Consider the following 18,939-nt stretch of genomic DNA (forward strand, 5'->3'; position numbering starts at 1 on the left):
CAAGGCAAAGGGACACAAATGCCGAATGGCCGCTGGGATCTGCGCAGGAAATACGGGCGCCGTGCGTCGATCGGGGCCCTGCTGATTCTCGCCGCAGGTTTGATTGCCGCCATTTTCGCCGGCCTGTCGCTGCAGCGACATAACGACCTCGAGCGCGAGCAGCGTTTCAACTACGTCGTGCGCACGCTGACCCGCAATATCAGCGAGCGCATGTATACCTTCGAACACGGGCTGCGCGGCGCGCGCGGCGCGGTGATCGGCGCCGGCAAGGAGATCATCAGTCGCGACCGCTTCACCCTGTACAGCCGCTCGCGCGATTACACGCGCGAGTTTCCCGGCGTGCTGGGCTACGGCTACATCCATCGCGTCGCGCCCGCCGACGAAGAGGCCTTCCTGCAGGCCGCCCGTGCCGACGGCGCACCGGACATCAAGCGGCGGCCGCTGGAGCCCTGGGACGGCGAGCGCTACATCGTGCTGTATTTCGAGCCGGAGTCCTCGGGCAACCGTCCGATCGGCCTGGACATCGCCTCCGAGCCACGTCGCCGCGCCGCCGCACTGCAGGCCGCGCGCAGCGGCCTGCCGATCATGACCTCGCCGATCTCGCTGTCCGGCTATCGCATTCCCAGCGAGAGCGGATTCCTGGTGCTGCTGGCCGTCTATCGCGAAGGCATGCCGCTGCAGACGCCGCAGCAGCGCATGGCCGCCACCAGCGGCTGGGTGTATGCGCCCTTCAGCGTCGAGCAGATGGTGCAAAGCACCCTGGGCGAGCGCGACGACCTGGCACTGGACCTGTCCGACAGGAACGAGCCCACCCACAATTTCTACCGCAGCGGCACGCCGTCCAGCGACAGCGCACGTCGCCCGCCGGTGATCCAGCAGCTGCAGATCTACGGCCGCACCTGGATCATCACCGCCCACCCCACCGCCAGCTTCCTGGCCTCGCTCAACCAGACCTCGCCATGGCTGATGGGCGGCCTGGTGCTGGGCGTGTCGGTGCTGCTTGCGGCATTGCTGGTGCTGTATTTCAGCAACGGGCTGCGGCGCGAGGAAGTGCTGCGCAAGCAGATGGAGCTGGCGGCGCTGGTCAGCCATTCCAGCGAAGCCATCGTCGCCGAAACCCCGGACGGAGACATCACCCACTGGAATCCCGCTGCCGAGGCGATGTTCGGCTACAGCGCGGACGAGGCGATCGGCCAGAACCTGACGATGCTGCTGTCGCCGCAGCCGTATGCGATTGCCGACATCGCGCACGCCGACGAACACCAGTCGGTCGATGCCTCCGCGGCGCAAAGCATGCGCCATCGCGACGGGCATCTGGTGCATGTACTGGCCAGCAAGGCCCCGATCATCGAACGTAACGACACCCTGAGCGGGCATTCGCATTTCTTCCGCGACATCTCCGAGCGGGTGCGGTCGCACCAGCGCATCGTCGCGCTCAACGCATCGCTCGAACATCAGGTCGCCGAACGCACCAGCGAACTGATGAAGTTCTCCGCGCTGCATCGGGCGATTCTGGCGCATGCCGGCTTTGCCATCATCGCCACCGACTCCGCTGGCTTTGTCACGCTGTTCAATCGGGCCGCGGAAAAGCTGCTGGGCTACAACGCCGACGAGGTGATCGGCCGCCGCAAGGCCGGCCAGTTCATCGAGCCCGAGGAACTGCAGCAGCGCGCGCACATGCTCTCCGAGCAGACCGGCGCGCCGGTGGCGCACACCCTGGAGGCGATCGCCGCGCTGACCAGCCTGGGCCGCAGCGACACCAGCGAATGGACCTACGTCAGCCATGAAGGCCGCCGCCTGCCGGTGCTGCTGACCCTGAGCACGCTGCGCGACGACAACGACCAGGTGATCGGCTACCTGGGCATGGCGGTGGATCTGACCGAACAGAAACTGCACGAGAAACAACTGCGCCTGGCGATGGACGCGGCCAAGAGCGCCAACCAGTCCAAGTCCGATTTCCTGGCCAACATGAGCCATGAGATCCGCACGCCGATGAACGCGATCCTGGGCATGCTGTACCTGCTGCAGCGCAGCGAACTGCCCGCTGCGGCGCAGGACATGGTGACCAAGATCGATCGCTCCGCGCGTTCGTTGCTGGAAATCATCAACGACATCCTGGACTTCTCCAAGATCGAGGCCGGGCGCATCGACCTGGAACGCGCACCGTTCGACCTCAATCAACTGTTTGACAACATCGCCGACCTGATGCGTTCCTCGCTCAGCACCAAACCGGTGGAAATGATCGTCGAACCGCTGCCGCGCGACTGCCGCTGGTTGCTCGGGGATGCGCTGCGCATCAACCAGGTGCTGGTCAACCTGGTCGGCAACGCGATCAAGTTCACCGAGCAGGGCGAAGTGGTGCTGTCGGTACGGCGTTTCCCCAGCGGCGATCCGAACAAGTTCAAGCTGTTGTTCTCGGTGCGCGACACCGGCATCGGCATCTCCAAGGAAAAGCAGAGCCTGATCTTCTCGCCGTTCCTGCAGGCCGACACCTCCACCAGCCGGCGTTACGGCGGCAGCGGCCTGGGCCTGACCATCAGCCGGCGCCTGATCGAGTTGATGGGCGGCGAGCTGGAAGTGGAAAGCGTGCCCGGCCGCGGCAGCGAGTTCTATTTCGTGATCACGCTGGAAAAAGCGGCCCCGCCGCCGGCCCAGCGCGAGCTGCCCGCGCTGCCGCCCGAAGCGATGCCGCGCGTCCTGATCGCCGACGACCACGATGCCGCGCTCAACAACCTGGTGCGCATCGCCACCGAACTCGGCTGGCGCGTGGATGCGGTCGCCAGCGGCCAGGCCGCCTTGCAGGCGATCGAACAGGCCAGCGAGCCCTACGACATCTTCCTGCTCGACTGGCGCATGCCCGATATCGACGGGGTGGCGATCGCGCGGCAGATCCGCGCGCGCGCCGTGCCCGGCCCGCATCCGGTGATCGTCATGGTCACCGCGTACGAGCGCCGCCTGCTTGAACAGCATCCGGAGCAACAGGATCTGGATGCGGTCATGACCAAGCCGGTCACCAGTGCAGCGCTGCACCGGCTGATGGAGCAACTGGTCGACGCACGCCCCGGCGCGCGGCCGGTGACGCCCACCTTCGTGGCGCGCCGCCTCGAAGGTGCGCATCTGCTGCTGGTGGACGACAGCGAGATCAACTGCGAAGTGGCCCAGCGCATTCTCGAGGGCGAAGGCGCCATGGTCACGGTCGCCCACGATGGCGAGCAGGCCGTCAACACGCTCAAGCGCGCCCCGGAGCTGTTCCAGCTGGTGTTGATGGACGTGCAGATGCCGGTGGTCGATGGCTACGAAGCCACGCGGCGGCTGCGGCAGATCCCGGCGCTGGCCAGCCTGCCGGTGATCGCGCTGACCGCCGGCGCCTTTCGCCCGCAACAGGAGAAGGCGCTGGAAGCCGGCATGAACGGTTTCATCGCCAAGCCCTTCAATGTGGAGGAACTGGTCACCGCCATCCGCCATTTCCTGCAGCCCGGCGTGCGGCGCATCCCCTCGCTGCCGCACGAAGCCGACGTCCCTGCCGGCCCCGAATGGGAACATGCCGACCCGGAGGTGCTGGATGCGGCGCGTGCGCGCAGCCTGTGGCGCGAGCGCGAACCGTACGAGCGCTATCTGCTCAAACTGCTGCGCGACAACCCCGACCCGGCCGAGACTGCAGCCGAGCATCTGCGCCGCAATGAGTTGCCGGCGATCGGCGCGCTGGCGCACAAGCTGCGTGGCGCAGCCGGGTCGCTGGCCTTGCCGGCCCTGGCCGGTGCCGCCAGCGATCTGGAGACCCGCATCGAGGAAGGCCACGACATCACCTCGGCGCTGATCGCGCTCAAGGACACCATGCAGCGTACCACCGCCGCGATCCACGCCTTCCTGCAACACGGCAGCAGCGACGAGGCGGCAAGTGACGATGCGGTCGCGCTGGACGCAGACAGCGTGCAGATCCTGGAAGCGGCCCTGGGCAGCGACGATGCCGACAGGATCGACCACGCGCTGCTGATCTGCGCGCCGCGCCTGCCGCGCACCCTGCAGGAAGGACTGCAGCGTGCGGTGGATGATTTCGACTTCCGTCGCGCCGAGGCCACGCTGCGCGACTGGCAAGCCACTCACCCGCACTGACCGGTCGCCACGCAGGTCGCAAGGAGTCTTCATGGCGCATCGTCCCCTGCTGTGTGTCGACGACGAATCCAGCAACCTGGCCACCCTGCGCCAGTTGCTGCGCGACGATTTCCCGCTGGTGTTCGCCAAGTCCGGCCGCGAAGCGCTGGAGGCGGTGCTTCGCCACACGCCGTCGTTGATCCTGCTGGATGTCGAGCTGCCGGACATGGACGGCTATGCGGTGGCGCGCACGCTCAAGCAGCAACCGGCCAGCGCGGCCATCCCGATCCTGTTCGTGACCTCGCGCAACAGCGAGCACGACGAGCGCACAGGCCTGGAAGCGGGCGCGGCCGACTACGTCAGCAAGCCCTACTCGCCCGCCCTGCTCAAGGTCCGCATCGCCACCCAGTTGAAGCTGGCCGAAAACGCGCGGCTGGCCCAGCAGTACCGCGATGCGATCCATCTGCTCGGCACCGCCGGGCAGGGCCAGGATGCCGACACCGGCGCACATATCTGGCGCATGGCCGCCTATGCGCGGGTGCTGGCCGAAGGGATCGGCTGGCCGGCGCAACGGGCGCAGTTGCTGCAGGATGCCGCGCCCCTGCACGACGCCGGCAAGATTGCGGCACCCGGCGGCCTGCTGCACCTGTCCGATACGCTGGACGAACACGAACGCTCGGTGGTGCGCCAGCATCCGCAGGTCGGCCACGCCCTGCTGCGGCACGGTCGCGGGCCGGTGTTTCAGCTGGCTGCGGAGATCGCCCTGCATCACCACGAATGCTGGGACGGCAGCGGCTATCCCACGGGCCTGGTCGGCGATGCCATTCCCGAATCGGCGCGCATCGTGGCGGTGGCCGATGTGTTCGATGCGCTGTGCGGACGGCGCGCCTACAAGGCGCCATGGACGGTGGACGACGCCATGCGCAAGCTCGACAGCATGGCCGGCAAGCAACTGGAGCCGCGCCTGGTGCAGCATTTTCGCGAGGCATTGCCGCAGATCCTGCAGATCATGGACGCCTGGGACGATCCGGCCGCACAGCGTTGATCCACACAATGCGCGCTGCGGCCGCTCCCGGCATCTCGCACCAACAGGGAGCTGTTCTTCTCCGGTCGGGGAGAAAGACGAGCGCCAATGCTTCCCTTCTCCGGTCGGGATAACGGTGCCGGTCGGGAGAAGGATGGGTGCCAATGCTTCCCTTCTCCGGTCGGAAGAAAGGGGCCAGTCGGAAGAAAGATGCGCGCCGGTGCTTCCCTTCTCCCCCCGGGAGAAGGTGGCGCGTAGCGCCGGATGAGGGGACGCCCAGCCTGGCGACCGACCAGTCATCCCGACTCGCCACACCAATCAGCCACCCGCGCCGCCCGGAACAACGCTGACGGCGATCCGGACGCCAGCGCAGCTCCCTCAGCATCCCAAGACAGCCCCGGCGCATCCACCTCCAGACACACGCACTGTTACCCCTGCACGCTTGAACCCCGCTGCGCAGCGGCGGACAATACCCATGTTGCGCCGCACAACACCGTGCGACGCGGGCCGGTCCGATCGCCATCTGCGCGCCACCGCTGCGGCCCCGCAACCGAGAGTCCGATGTCCTCCAGCGTGTCCGAGGCCGGCGTCACGCCGCCGCGTTATCCCGATTACCGCATCATCTCGCTGATCCTGGCCTGCGCCATCTTCATGGAGCAGATGGATGCCACCGTGCTGGCAACCGCGTTGCCGACCCTGGCACGCGATTTCGGCGTTGCCGCGCCGGCAATGAGCATCGCCATGACCAGCTACCTGCTGGCGCTGGCGGTACTGATTCCGGCCAGCGGCGCGATCGCCGACCGCTTTGGCCTGCGCCGCGTGTTCGGCGCGTCGATCTGGGTGTTCGTCGGCGGCTCGATCCTGTGTTCGCTGGCCGACAGCCTGCCCACCATGGTCGCCGCGCGCGTGCTGCAGGGCGCCGGCGGCGCGATGATGGCCCCGCTCGGCCGGCTGATCCTGCTGCGCACCGTCGAACGCCGCCATCTGGTGTCGGCCATGGCCTGGACGCTGGTGCCCGCCTTCATCGGCCCGATGCTCGGCCCGCCGCTGGGCGGATTGTTCGTCTCGTACCTGGATTGGCGCTGGATCTTCTACATCAACGTGCCAATCGGCGTGGCCGGTTTCCTGCTGGTGCGCCGTTTCATCCCGGAAATCCCGACCGAGTCGGCCCCGGCCCGCTTCGATCTGCGCGGTTTCGTGCTGTGCGGCACCGCGTTGGGTTGTCTGTTGTTCGGCCTGGAAATGGTCAGCCAGCAGGACGGCATCGGCACCGCGAGCTGGCTGCTGGCCATCGGCGCCAGCGCAGCGCTGGGGTATCTGTGGCATGCCCGCCACCACCCTGCTCCGCTGCTGGACCTGAGCCTGCTGCGGATCGACTCGTTCCGCTTATCGGTGATTGGCGGTGCGCTGATGCGCATCACCCAGGGCGCGCATCCATTCCTGCTGCCGCTGCTGTTCCAGATCGGCTTCGGCATGAGCGCCGCGCACAGCGGCCGCCTGATCCTGGCCACCGCACTCGGCGCACTGCTGATGCGCAGCATCACCCCGCAGTTGCTGCGCCGCTTCGGCTATCGCAACAGCCTGATCGGCAACGGCGTGCTCGCCAGCCTGGGCTACATGGTGTGTGCGTTGTTCCGGCCCGACTGGCCGCCGGCGCTGATGTTCGGCCTGCTGCTGTGCTGCGGCGCCTTCATGTCGTTCCAGTTCGCCGCCTACAACACCATCGCCTACGAAAACGTGCCCGCATCGCGCATGAGCCGCGCCAGCAGCCTGTACACCACCTTGCAGCAACTGATGCTCTCGGTCGGCGTCTGCGCCGGCGCAATGATCCTCAAGCTGGCGATGCTGGCCGGCGATCATCTGCAACCGCAGCAACGCGATTTCTCGCTGGCGTTCTGCGTGGTGAGCCTGATCTCGCTCAGCGCCACCTGGTGGCACCTGCGTTTCGACAAGGATGCCGGGCAGGAAATGAGCGGGCACCGGGCGTCGAGCGGCTGACACCACCACCGCGCAGCCGGCGGACCTGCGCGAGCGTGACCTGGAATCGGCACGCGTCAGCAGCAAAACGCCGGTGGACAGCCCACCCCGGTCAATTGGATGGCTGCAGCGACGACAGGATCTGGTCGCGACACACCGCAATGATTTCGTCGGCCAGCGGCGAGGCGTTCGGGCACGCCCGCGACAACACGATGGCGCCGATGGCATGCGCCATCATGCCCAGGTTGCTGGCGCGCTCGGCCGCAGCCTGCGCAGTGCCGGGCGCAGCCCCGCTGCGGTCGAGCGTTGCCAACAGGTTCTCGACCCCGGCAGCAAACGCATCGCGCACTTCCTCCGGCTGGCGCGCGGCATCGGCACCCAGCGCAGCCATCGTGCAGCCGGTGGCAGGGCTGTCGCGATGTTCGCGCGACAGATAGGACGTCACGAAATCCGCCTTGTCCACCTGCTCGGTCTGCGCGGCGGTATTGGCCAGGCCGCAGGCCGCCGACTCGGCCATCAGGTCCGCCTTGGAGCGGAACTGCTTGTAGAAGCCACCGTGGGTGAAACCTGCAGCGGCCATCAGATCGGCGATGCCGATCCCTTCATAACCGCGCTCGCGAAACAGCACCGAGGCCGTCTCGACGACGTGCGCCCGATTCGCCTGTGCCTGTGCCTTGGTCACTTTCATCGTTGGGACACTCCGTGGTGATGCGCGCCTGGGAAAGCGAGAGCGTACATTGATGTTGACCGACATCAAAGTATTGACATCTTAGATTTTGATCGTAATCTTTGCCACTTCCTGCTGTCCGAGCCCCGTCAATGACCCACCCTTCGCTGTTCGAACCCTATGCACTGGGCACGCTGACCCTGGCCAACCGCATCGTGATGGCGCCGCTGACCCGTAACCGTGCGGGTGCCGGCCTGGTGCCGAGCGCACTGGCAGCCACCTACTACGCCCAGCGCGCCTCGGCCGGCCTGCTGATTACCGAGGCCACCCAGGTCTCGCCCCAGGCCCAGGGCTACCAGGACACCCCCGGCCTGTACACGCCCGGGCAGATTGCCGCCTGGCGCGCGGTCACCGACGCCGTGCATGCCAACGGCGGGCGCATCTTCGTGCAGCTGTGGCACGTCGGCCGGGTGTCGCATGTCGACCTGCAGCCGGGCGGCGCGGCACCGGTTGCGCCGTCGGCGATCCGCGCGGCGACCAAGGTGTTCGTCAACAACGGCTTTGCCGATGTCTCCGAACCACGCGCGCTGGAGCTGCATGAACTGCCGGGCATCGTCGACGACTTCCGCCAGGCCGCGGCCAATGCGATTGCCGCCGGCTTCGACGGCGTCGAAATCCACGGCGCCAATGGCTACCTGCTGGAGCAGTTCATCAAGGACGGCGCCAACCAGCGCACCGATGCCTATGGCGGCTCGATCGAAAACCGCGCGCGCCTGTTGCTGGAGGTGGTCGCCGCAGTGAGCGAGCAGATTGGCGCCGATCGCACCGGCGTGCGCATCTCGCCGGTATCGCCGGCAAGCGGCATTTCCGGCAGCGATCCGCAGCCGCAATACGACTACATCGCCGAGCAACTCGACGCGCTGGGCATCGTGTACCTGCATGTGGTCGAAGGTGCGACCGGCGGCCCGCGCGATGCGGCCCCGTTCGACTATGCCGCGCTGCGCAGCAAGTTCACCCGCACCTACCTGGCCAACAACGGCTACGACCTGAACCTGGCCAACGCCCAGGTGCGCGCAGGCAACGTCGACCTGGTGGCCTTCGGCCGCCCGTTCATCAGCAACCCCGACCTGGTCCAGCGCCTGCGGACCGGCGCAGCGCTGGCGCCGTTGAATCCGGCCACCCTCTACGGCGGTGGCGCCGAAGGCTATATCGACTACCCGTCCCTCGCCGGCTGAGGCTGTCTCGCCTGGCGTCCTTCATCCACTCTCATCAAGGAATCCTGCATGTCCACGCTTCCCGCTGTCCTCATCACCGGCGCCTCCACCGGCATCGGCGCCGTCTACGCCGAGCGCTTCGCGCAACGCGGCCATGACCTGGTACTGGTCGCACGCGACAAGGCCCGCCTGGATGCGCAGGCTGCGCGTCTGCGCGATGCACATGGCGTCAGCGTCGATGTGCTGCAGGCCGACCTGACCCAGGCCGCCGATCTGGCCGCGGTGGAAACCCGCCTGCGCGAGGATGCGCAGATCGGCATCCTGATCAACAACGCCGGCATGGCGCAGTCCGGCGGCATCCTGCAGCAGGACGCCGAGGCGGTCGACCGCCTGATCGCGCTCAATGTCACCGCGTTGACGCGCCTGTCCGCCGCCGTTGCGCCGCGCTTTGCACAGTCCGGCAGCGGCGCGATCGTCAACCTCGGCTCGGTGGTGGGTTTCGCTCCGGAATTCGGCATGAGCGTCTATGGCGCCACCAAGGCCTTCGTGCTGTTCCTGTCGCAGGGGCTGCACCTGGAGCTGGGCGCCAAGGGCGTCTATGTGCAGGCCGTGCTGCCGGCCGGCACGCGCACCGAGATCTGGGGACGCGCCGGTATCGACGTCAACACGCTCAGCGACCTGATGGACGTGGGCGAACTGGTCGACGCCGCGCTGGTCGGCTTCGATCGCCGCGAGCTGGTCACCATTCCGCCGTTGCACGTGGCCGAACGTTGGGACGCGCTGGATGGCGCGCGCCAGGGCTTGCTGTCCGACATCCGGCAGGCAAACGCCGCCGAACGTTATCAGCCGGCAGCCTGACCGGCCGAACGACGCTGCTGCCCCGCAGCGCTCGCCACGGTGAGCGCTGCGGACCTGCATGGAGACGGCACGCAGCCGCACGCGTGCACGGGTTCGATGGATTTACATGGCCCATGTGGCGATCAGGCGGCAGGGATGAAGGCGGCCGGGGCCCGCGTCGTACCCGGCCACGCATCCCTACAACCACGGCATTGGACTGGAACCAGATGAAAGCACTCACCTTCAAACGCTACGGCAAGGCTCCCGGCATCGGCTTCAGCGAGCTGGCCCGCCCGACGCTGCAGCCCGACGAACTGCTGGTCGAGGTGCATGCCGCGGGCGTGAACCCCATCGACAACATGATTCCCACCGGCATCTTCAAGCCCGTGGTGAAATTTGAGCTGCCCGCCACGCTGGGCAGCGACGTGGCCGGTGTCGTCATCGAGGTTGGCAGCCGCGTCACCCGCTTCAAGCCGGGCGATGCGATTTTCGCCAGCGTGTTCGATCTTGGCCGCGGCACCATCGCCGAGTATGTCGCGGTACCGGAAGACGCCGCAGCGTTGAAGCCGGCCAATCTGGAGTTTGTGCAGGCGGCAGCGCTGCCGATGGTCGCACTCACGTCCTGGCAGGCCCTGAAGGAACGTGCCGGACTGCAGCCCGGCCAGAAGGTGTTCATTCCCGCCGGCTCCGGCGGCATCGGCACCATCGCGATCCAGTTGGCAAAACACCTCGGCGCCACTGTCGGCACCACCACCAGCACCGGCAATGTCGCGCTGGTGAACAGCCTTGGCGCAGACGAGGTGGTCGACTACAGGCAACAGGACTTCGAGACCGTGCTGCGCGGCTACGACATCGCGCTGGGCACCATACGGGGCGATACGATCGAAAAATCGCTCGCCATCCTCAAGCCCGGCGGCAGGATCGTGTCGCTGGTGGGGCCGCTGGACGCGGCCTTCGCGCGTGCGCGCCGGCTCAACGTGGTGCTGAGAGTCGTTTTCGCCATGATGAGCCGCAAAATCATCCGCCTGGCGAACAAGCGCAACGTCGCCTACGGCTTCCTGTTCGTGCGTCCCGATGGCGCGCAACTGGCGAAGATCGGCGAACTGCTCGAAGCCGGACGCATCCGCCCGGTCATCGACAAGGTCTTTGGGTTCGACCAGGCAAAGCAGGCGCTGGAATATCTGGCCCAGGGCCGCGCCAAGGGCAAGGTGGTCGTCAAGATCAAGTAAGACACCGGACGTAAGTCCGTGGGCCATGGGTGCGACAAGAAGACCGTACACGGCGAACCGCGCCGTCGCACTGTTTCAGCAATAGTGCACAACACGTGTCCATGTTTGTAATGCGCACTGAAAATATGCAGTTGATTGCAGCGCACCCCATCTGCGGCGTGTCTGCAGCGCCTTCAGTAAAACAGTCAGCACACTGTCTGGTGCGGTGTCCTCACCGGTTGCGGGACCGTGTGGCGGCATGGATGCCGCCACCGAGCCCCCAGGGACGGGTTCACGGCGTGTCCCGCAAGCGGTGAGGGCACCGCGCCCTCGACGCTGCGAGTTTGCTGCAGGGCCCTTGCCCGCCCACCATCGCGGGACACGCCGCAAGTACGTCCATGTAGGCTCCGGCGCGGCATCCATGCCGCTCAGGGTCCCGCGACGGTAAGCGGGCAAGGGCCAGTGGAGAGGGTCGGTGTGCATGGCAAGAGCAGTGCTGGATGCGCCTGGTTTGAGCTGAGCAGCATCAACCCCCAAAGGCGGCTCTTTGGTGCGAAACGACGACATTTGCCAACAGGAAATGAGGGTGATGACGAAGCACCTGCTCCGCCATCACCTCGCTGCACGTCGTTACATCCCGTGCGCCGCCAGCTGCCCAAGTCGCTGCACCGCCACCGACACGGTCGGGTAGTCCAGCGTCTTCTGCTCGGCCACATCAGCCAGCATCGCCAGGGTGAAGCGCAGGCTGGAATCGTCGCGCGCCAGCCAGTTGGCCACCTTGTCCTCGGCACTGCTGCCGGGCATGGTCAGCACCTGCGCCACCAGTGCACGCTGATGCGCGGCCAGTTCATCGCGCAGCACACCACGTGCCACTGCATGCCAGCGGCCGTTGACCTCCAGCGCGTCGATCTGCTCGAACAACCACGGCAGGCGCAGCGCTTCGCCCAGGCGGAAATGCACCTTGGACACGTCCACCGGCTTGAGCTTACGGGTACGCGCGGTTTCGATGATGTCGAAGGCCGGTTCCAGGTAACGCAACTCGCACAGCTGTTGCGCTAGTTGCGGCGGCAGGCCCTTGTCCTGCCATTCCTGCACGCTGGCTTCGTATTGCGGGCGCTGCGCATCCGACAGCACACCGGAAGCGACCCGGATGTCGTTGAACGGGCCGTGGTAACGCTCCACCGCCGCGGTGATGCCCGGCATCTGGCCCGGACGCAGCAGCAGCCAACGCACGAACGAGCGTTGCAGGCGCCAGATCACTTCCAGTGCATCGATCTGCACCGACTCGGGCACCTTGCCGTCCAGCGCGTCGATCTGCGTCCACAGCGCGCGTGCATCCAGCGTCTCGCGGCTGATGGTATAGGCCTTGGCGACCTCGGCGATGCTGCGGCCGGTGTCTTCCTGCATGCGCATCAGGAAGGTGGCGCCCATGCGGTTGATGGTGGTGTTGGTCACCGCGGTGGCGATGATCTCGCGCTTGAGGCGGTGACGCTCCATCGCATCGGCGTACTTCTTCTGCAGCGGCTGCGGGAAGTAGCGCTGCAGTTCCTTGGACAGATACGGGTCTTCGGGGATATCCGATTCCAGCAGCTGCTGGAACGCCACCAGCTTGGAATACGACAACAGCACCGACAGCTCCGGGCGCGACAAGCCCTGCCCGCGTGCCTTGCGTGCGGACAGTTCGGCATCGGAGGGCAGGAACTCGATCTGGCGATCGAGCAGGCCCTGCAGTTCCAGCGTGCGGATGAAGTGCTGCTTGGAGCCCAGGCGCTTGACGCTCATCCGCTCCATCAGGCTGATCGCCTGGTTCTGGCGGTAGTTGTCCCACAACACCAGGTCGGCCACTTCGTCGGTCATCGATGCGAGCAATGTGTTGCGCGCGTCGTAGGTGAGCTTCTTGGCCTGCACCATGTCGTTGAGCAGGATCTTGATGTTCACCTCGTGGTCGGAGGTGTCCACGCCGGCCGAGTTGTCGATGAAGTCGGTGTTGAGCAGCACCCCGGCCTGCGCGGCCTCGATGCGACCGAGCTGGGTCAGGCCGAGGTTACCGCCCTCGCCCACCACCTTGCAGCGCAATTCGCCGCCATTGACGCGCAGGCCGTTGTTGGCGCGGTCGCCCACATCGGCGTGCGACTCGCTGGACGCCTTGACGTAGGTGCCGATGCCGCCATTCCAGAACAGGTCCACCGGCGCCTTGAGGATGGCGTTCATCAGCTCGTTCGGCGAGAGCTGCTTGACGCTGGATTCCAAGCCCAGCACCTCGCGTACCGGCGCGCTGATGTCGATGGATTTGAGCGTGCGCGGATAGATGCCGCCACCGGCGCTGATCAGTTTGGCCTCGTAGTCGGCCCAGCTGGAACGCGGCAGCTTGAACAGGCGCTCGCGCTCGGCGAACGAAGCGGCGGCATCCGGATTGGGGTCCAGGAAGATATGCCGGTGATCGAACGCGGCCAGCAGCCGGATATGCCTTGAGAGCAGCATGCCGTTGCCGAACACGTCGCCGGACATGTCGCCGATGCCGACCACGCTGAAATCCTGGCTCTGGCAATCGCGCCCCATCGCGCGGAAGTGGCGCTTGACCGACTCCCACGCACCACGCGCGGTGATGCCCATGCCCTTGTGGTCGTAGCCGACCGACCCGCCGGAAGCGAATGCATCGCCCAGCCAGAAGCCGTGGTCCAGCGCCAGCCCGTTGGCGATGTCGGAGAACGTGGCGGTGCCCTTGTCGGCCGCGACCACCAGGTACGGGTCGTCCAGGTCATGGCGTACCACCTGCGGCGGCGGCACGATCTTGCCGCCGACGATGTTGTCGGTGATGTCGAGCAGGCTCTGGATGAACAGCTTGTAGCAGGCGATGCCTTCGGCCTGGATCGCGTCACGGTCGCCGCCCACCGGCGAGCGCTTGACGTAGAAACCGCCCTTGGCGCCGACCGGCACGATGACGGTGTTCTTGACCATCTGCGCCTTGACCAGGCCCAGCACCTCGGTGCGGAAATCCTCGCGCCGGTCCGACCAGCGCAGGCCGCCACGCGCCACCGCGCCAAAGCGCAGGTGCACGCCTTCCACCCGTGGGCTGTAGACGAAGATCTCGCGGTACGGACGCGGCTTGGGCAGGTCCGGCACGATCGAAGAATCCAGCTTGAAGCTGATGCAGTGCCCGTGCTTGCCGCTCTTGTCGGTCTGGTAGTAGTTGGTGCGCAGCGTCGCGTCGATCACGCCAATGAAGCTGCGCAGGATGCGGTCCTCGTCCAGGCTGGAAACGCGGTCCATCAGCTTCAGCAGCGTGGCGCGCGCAGCCTCCTGCTGCGCATCGCGGTCGCTGCCGCGCGCCTGCAGCACCGGCTCCAGCGCCTTGAGCGTGGCCTCGTCGCCAGCTGCCAGCACCGACAGTTCCTCGCGCAGGCGTTCCTGCCCGGCAACGATCTGCGCCTTGGTCTCGCTGCCGGTGGCCGGATCGAAGCGCGCCTCGAACAGTTCCACCAGCAGGCGCGCCAGCAGCGGATAGCGGGTGAACGTCGCCTCGACGTAGGCCTGCGAGAACGGCACCGCGGTCTGCAGCAGATACTTGCAATAGCCGCGCAGCAGCGCGACCTGGCGCCAGTGCAGGCCGGCCGCCAGGATCAGGCGGTTGAAGCCGTCGTTCTCGGCATCGCCGCTCCAGATCCGCTCGAAGGCTTCGCCGAAACCGGCGTCGGCGTTGGCCGCATTGATCCTGCCGGAGGTCGATTCGACCTCGAAATCCTGGATGTAGACCGGCGTCTCGCCGACCTGCAGCCGGTACGGCCGCTCGGAGATCACGCGCAGGCCCAGGTTCTCCATCATCGGCATCGCATCGGACAACGGGATGTCGTCGAGCTGGCGATACAGCTTCAGGCGCAGGCCTTCGCCGGCATCCAGCCGCACGCCGTCGTCGCGACGGATCTCCTGCAGGCTCAGATGCAGGTCATCCGGGCCTTCCAGTGCCGCCAGATGCTCGACGTCGGACACCGCCGATTCGATCGACGAGTCTTCGATATAGCCGGCCGGCAACGCACGCCCGAAGTTGGCGGCCATGCGCAGGCCATTGACCTCGCCATGCCGCGCCACCAGCGCCTCGCGCAGCGCATCGCGCCAGTTGCGCAGCAGATGCGCCAGCCGCGATTCGAGCTCGGTGGTGTTGAACTCCAGCGCCTCGCCACTCTTGGGCCGCACGATCAGGTGCAACTGCGCCAGCGGCGATTCGCCCAGCACCACGCTGGAATCGATGTATTCGCCGTGCAGCGCCTCCTTGAGCAAGGCTTCGATGCGCAGCCGCACATCGGTGTTGAAGCGCTCGCGCGGGATGTACACCAGCGCGGAGATGAAGCGGCTGTACTTGTCGCGGCGCAGGAACATGCGGCTGCGCACGCGCTCCTGCAGGCCGAGGATGCCGATCGCGGTGCGGTACAGCTCTTCCTCGTTGGACTGGAACAGCTCCTCGCGCGGCAATGTCTCCAGGATATGCCGCAGCGCCTTGCCGCTGTGGCTGCTCGGGGTCAGCCCGGACTTGCTCATCACGTATTCGTGGCGCTGCCGCACCAGCGGAATTTCCCACGGGCGGCGGTTGTAGGCGCTGGAGGTGAACAGGCCCAGGAAGCGCTGCTCGCCGACGATGCGGCCCTTGGCATCGAATTCCAGGATGCCGATGTAATCCATGTAGCCGACCCGATGCACGCGCGAGCGCGCATTGGTCTTGGTCAGGATCAGCGCGTCCTTGAGCTTGGCCGAGGTGTTCAGGCCATGCGCCGCCAGCGTGGTCACCGGGCGCGCCGGCGAGGTGTCGCGGCCGCGCATCAGGCCCAGGCCGGTTTCTTCCACCGGCGCCAGCACGTCCTGGCCGTCCTGCTTCTCCACGCGGTACTCGCGGTAGCCGAAGAAGGTGAAGTGGTCGGCGGCCGCCCAGCGCAGGAATTCCTGCGCCTCGTGGCGGCTGATGTCGTCCATCGGCAGGCGGCGGGTGGCCAGGTCATCGGCCAGCATCACCATCTTTTCGCGCATCGACGCCCAGTCGTGCACGATCGCGCGCACTTCGGCCAGCACCTTGCGCACGGCCGCTTCCACCTTGGGCATGTCGTCGGCAGGCTGGCGGTCGATCTCCAGCACCATCAGCGATTCGCTCTTGCCCTCGCCCACCGCGGTCAGCTTGCCGGCCTTGTCGCGCGCGATGCGCAGCACCGGGTGGCCAAGCACGTGCACGCCGATGCCCAGGTCCGACAGCGTCATGCTCACCGAGTCCACCAGGAACGGCATGTCGTCGTTGACGATCTGCAGCAGCGTGTGTGGCGACTCGTAGCCGTGGCTCTTCAGGGTCGGGTTGAACACCCGCACATTGACCGTGCCGGCCTTGCGCGTGCGCGCAAACTCCAGCATGTCGGCCGCCAGGGCCGCCCACTGTTCGGGTGGGTGGTTGGGGAACTCGTCCTCTTCCATGCGCCGGTAGAAGTCGGCTGCAAACAGCTGCACCTCGGACTGGCGGGCAGCCGGGTAGCGCTTGCGCAACGCGGCAAAGACCGGCTCCAGGGTGACCGCCTGCGGCGCGGTGGCAAGCACGGGGACGGCATGTTCGGCGACCGGTGTGACCGACGTCGTGGACGATTTCGAAGCAGCTTTCTTGGCTGTCATGAGAGCGCTGGGATGCTCGGTGGAAAACCTGAATTGTACCGGCGCCGGATGAAGGCGCCTTGCTGCATAGCGCAAATTCCCGGGGCCGGCGCCGGCCCCGGACGCGGCATCCAAGCGCTACCCGACTGTAATTCCTCGGGAGGCGGCCCATTGGCGGCCGCGCATCGGCCTGCCGGACCGCCACAACCGGCAAAGTCGGGCCCGACGCTTGGCGCACAAGGCGCTGTACAGACAGAATTGCGACCGTCAAGCCTGTTTAAAAACTAAACTGGACGGTATAGTCTACCGCCATGACCCCCCGTTCCCACCGTGCTTCCCGGCGCTCGGATTGCGATCGCCGCATCCATGCGGCTGTGCATACGCTGCTTGCCGAGCGTGGCATGCGGCTGAGCATGGATGCCGTGGCCGAGCGTGCCGGTTGTTCCAAGCAGACGCTCTATAGTTACTACGGTTGTAAAGAAAACCTGCTGCGCGATGTCCTTCAGGACCATGTGCATCTGGCCACGGTGCCACTGGGCACCGCCTCCGGCGAGTTGCGCGAGGATCTGCTGGCCTTTGCGCTGGCCCATCTTGACCGCCTGAACCGGCCCGATGTGCTACAGACCTGCCGATTGGTGGAGGCCGAATCGCACCGGTTTCCCGACCAGTCGCAGCAGATCTTCCAGGACGGGGTCGTCGGTATGCAGCAGCGCCTGGCGCAGCGCTTCGAACAGGCGATGCAGGCCGGCCAGCTGCGCCATGACGATCCGCACTGTATGGCCGAACTGCTGTTGAGCATGATCGTCGGTCTGGATTTCGACCGGCAACGCTTTCAGGTACCCCACCGCGCCGGCCTCCCCGCCAGGCAGCAGTGGGCGCAGTTCGCTGTCGACACGTTCCTGCGCGCCTTTGCCGCGGTCGCTGCCACGCCTTCGCTGTCCCCGCTTTCCTTTCTCACTTCAAGACCCTAACGGAGTTCCTCCTGATGATCGCCCCGCTCCGCACATTCGGCCTGGCCTGTGCCATCACCCTGGCGCTGGCTGCCTGCAGCAAGCCCGAACAACAGCAGGCGCCGCCGCCGCCGGAAGTGTCGGTGCTGGAAATGAAGCCGCAGACGCTGCCGCTGGAACGCGACCTGGTCGGCCGCCTGTCGGCATTCCGCTCGGCCGACGTGCGCGCACGCGTGGACGGCGTGGTGCTCAAGCGCCTGTACACCGAGGGCACCGACGTCAAGGAAGGCCAGCCGCTGTTCGAGATCGACCCGGCACCGCTGAAAGCCACGCTGCTGCAGGCGCAGGGCCAGCTGGCCGCCGCCGAGGCGACCTACGCCAATGCCCAGGTCGCCGCCAAGCGCGCACGCAGCCTGGCCCCGCAGCAGTACGTGTCGCGTGCCGACATCGACAACGCCGAAGCCACCGAGCGCTCCTCCCGCGCCAACGTGCAGCAGGCACGCGGCCAGGTCGAGTCCGCCCGCATCCAGCTCGGCTTTGCCAGCGTCACCTCGCCGATCACCGGCCGCGCCGGCATCCAGCGCGTGACCGAAGGTGCACTGGTCGGCTCGGGAGAGGCCACCCTGCTGACCACGGTCGACCAGATCGACCCGCTGTATGTGAACTTTGCGATGAGCAGCGAAGAGCTCGCCGCCCTGCGCCAAGCCCAGAGCAGCGGCAACGTGCAGCTCAGCGGCGATGGCAAGTCCACCATCAACGTGGAACTGGGCAACGGCACGCAGTACCCGCACCCCGGTACGCTGGACGTGTCGGCGGTGACGGTGGACCCGAGCACCGGTGCGGTGTCGCTGCGCGCGACCCTGCCCAACCCGGAACAGGCACTGCTGCCGGGCGCGTTCGTGACCTTCAAGGCCAGCCTGGGCCAGCGCAACAACGCCTACCTGATGCCGCAGCAGGCCGTGCAGCGCGATGCCACCGGCGCCTACGCGCTGGTGCTGGGCAAGGACGGCAAGGTGGTGCGCAAGAATCTCACCGTCGACGGCCAGCAGAAAGGTCAGTGGATCGTCACCGGTGGCGTGACCCCGGGCGATCAGGTGATCGTCGATGGCGTGCAGAAGGCCAAGGAAGGCCAGCCGGCCAAGGGCGTGCCGTGGGATCCGAACAAGCCGGCGCAGGGCGGCCAGCCGGGTGCACCGGGCGCGGCTCCCGCCGCCCAGGGTGGCAACGCACAGGCCGCATCGGCAGCCGACAAGGCCGACGCGGCGGCACCGGCCGCGCAGGAACAGTCCAAGCCAGACGCTGCGGCGCAGCCGGCCGACTCCCAGTCCAAGCAGCAGTAACGGAACCCGGA

The 18,939-nt window shown here is 66.8% G+C and carries 10 protein-coding genes; 8 read left to right on the forward strand and 2 right to left on the reverse strand.

Features of this window, described 5'->3' with window-relative positions; translation table 11 throughout:
* The first annotated feature begins 18 nt into the window (after positions 1 to 18).
* The 3 genes from CPBF1521_RS14535 to CPBF1521_RS14545 all read left to right on the forward strand — a co-directional run bounded on the left by CPBF1521_RS14535 (position 19) and on the right by CPBF1521_RS14545 (position 7,114).
* Positions 19 to 4,113 (forward strand): CHASE domain-containing hybrid sensor histidine kinase/response regulator, encoded by a 4,095-nt coding sequence (locus CPBF1521_RS14535; protein WP_115677445.1) that lies wholly within the window; start codon positions 19 to 21, stop codon positions 4,111 to 4,113.
* Positions 4,114 to 4,144: 31 nt separating this feature from the next.
* Positions 4,145 to 5,137 carry an HD-GYP domain-containing protein gene (locus CPBF1521_RS14540; RefSeq protein ID WP_115677446.1) on the forward strand — a complete coding sequence of 331 codons (993 nt, stop codon included), beginning with the start codon at positions 4,145 to 4,147 and terminating at the stop codon, positions 5,135 to 5,137.
* A gap of 540 nt (positions 5,138 to 5,677) precedes the next feature.
* Entirely contained in the window at positions 5,678 to 7,114 is a 1,437-nt protein-coding gene (locus CPBF1521_RS14545; RefSeq protein ID WP_104582130.1) for a DHA2 family efflux MFS transporter permease subunit, read from the forward strand.
* A 91-nt stretch (positions 7,115 to 7,205) separates the two neighbouring features.
* Here CPBF1521_RS14545 and CPBF1521_RS14550 read toward each other — a convergent pair whose 3' ends face one another.
* Complete coding sequence (locus CPBF1521_RS14550) at positions 7,206 to 7,781, reverse strand: TetR/AcrR family transcriptional regulator (protein ID WP_104647918.1); 576 nt, start codon at positions 7,779 to 7,781, stop codon at positions 7,206 to 7,208.
* A 131-nt stretch (positions 7,782 to 7,912) separates the two neighbouring features.
* On the opposite strand from CPBF1521_RS14550, the gene CPBF1521_RS14555 reads away from it, so the two are divergent.
* From CPBF1521_RS14555 to CPBF1521_RS14565, 3 genes are all read left to right on the forward strand, one after another.
* Positions 7,913 to 8,995 carry an alkene reductase gene (locus CPBF1521_RS14555; RefSeq protein ID WP_115677447.1) on the forward strand — a complete coding sequence of 361 codons (1,083 nt, stop codon included), beginning with the start codon at positions 7,913 to 7,915 and terminating at the stop codon, positions 8,993 to 8,995.
* A gap of 48 nt (positions 8,996 to 9,043) precedes the next feature.
* A complete protein-coding gene (locus CPBF1521_RS14560) occupies positions 9,044 to 9,832 on the forward strand; it encodes an SDR family NAD(P)-dependent oxidoreductase (RefSeq protein WP_115677448.1) in 789 nt (262 codons plus the stop codon).
* 83 nt (positions 9,833 to 9,915) lie between these two features.
* Positions 9,916 to 11,040, forward strand: a complete 1,125-nt coding sequence (locus tag CPBF1521_RS14565) for an NADP-dependent oxidoreductase (RefSeq protein ID WP_328589305.1) — start codon at positions 9,916 to 9,918, stop codon at positions 11,038 to 11,040.
* Between the two features lie 609 nt (positions 11,041 to 11,649).
* Here the strand turns inward: CPBF1521_RS14565 and CPBF1521_RS14575 are convergent.
* Positions 11,650 to 16,659, reverse strand: coding sequence for an NAD-glutamate dehydrogenase (locus CPBF1521_RS14575; protein WP_115677451.1), 5,010 nt, complete (start codon positions 16,657 to 16,659; stop codon positions 11,650 to 11,652).
* A 290-nt stretch (positions 16,660 to 16,949) separates the two neighbouring features.
* Between CPBF1521_RS14575 and CPBF1521_RS14580 the strand changes: the two genes are divergently transcribed.
* Positions 16,950 to 17,609 (forward strand): TetR/AcrR family transcriptional regulator, encoded by a 660-nt coding sequence (locus CPBF1521_RS14580; RefSeq protein ID WP_104582124.1) that lies wholly within the window; start codon positions 16,950 to 16,952, stop codon positions 17,607 to 17,609.
* A 14-nt stretch (positions 17,610 to 17,623) separates the two neighbouring features.
* A complete protein-coding gene (locus CPBF1521_RS14585) occupies positions 17,624 to 18,928 on the forward strand; it encodes an efflux RND transporter periplasmic adaptor subunit (RefSeq protein ID WP_115677452.1) in 1,305 nt (434 codons plus the stop codon).
* Positions 18,929 to 18,939 lie beyond the last annotated feature (11 nt).

This window comes from Xanthomonas euroxanthea, from assembly GCF_900476395.1.
Classification (GTDB): domain Bacteria; phylum Pseudomonadota; class Gammaproteobacteria; order Xanthomonadales; family Xanthomonadaceae; genus Xanthomonas; species Xanthomonas euroxanthea.

Coding starts and splice junctions, on each gene's coding strand:
- CPBF1521_RS14560 (WP_115677448.1), top strand. CDS start 9,044: ATGTCCACGCTTCCCGCTGTCCTCATCACCGGCGCCTCCACCGGCATC.
- CPBF1521_RS14580 (WP_104582124.1), top strand. CDS start 16,950: ATGACCCCCCGTTCCCACCGTGCTTCCCGGCGCTCGGATTGCGATCGC.
- CPBF1521_RS14585 (WP_115677452.1), top strand. CDS start 17,624: ATGATCGCCCCGCTCCGCACATTCGGCCTGGCCTGTGCCATCACCCTG.
- CPBF1521_RS14550 (WP_104647918.1), bottom strand. CDS start 7,781: ATGAAAGTGACCAAGGCACAGGCACAGGCGAATCGGGCGCACGTCGTC.
- CPBF1521_RS14540 (WP_115677446.1), top strand. CDS start 4,145: ATGGCGCATCGTCCCCTGCTGTGTGTCGACGACGAATCCAGCAACCTG.
- CPBF1521_RS14555 (WP_115677447.1), top strand. CDS start 7,913: ATGACCCACCCTTCGCTGTTCGAACCCTATGCACTGGGCACGCTGACC.
- CPBF1521_RS14535 (WP_115677445.1), top strand. CDS start 19: ATGCCGAATGGCCGCTGGGATCTGCGCAGGAAATACGGGCGCCGTGCG.
- CPBF1521_RS14575 (WP_115677451.1), bottom strand. CDS start 16,659: ATGACAGCCAAGAAAGCTGCTTCGAAATCGTCCACGACGTCGGTCACA.
- CPBF1521_RS14545 (WP_104582130.1), top strand. CDS start 5,678: ATGTCCTCCAGCGTGTCCGAGGCCGGCGTCACGCCGCCGCGTTATCCC.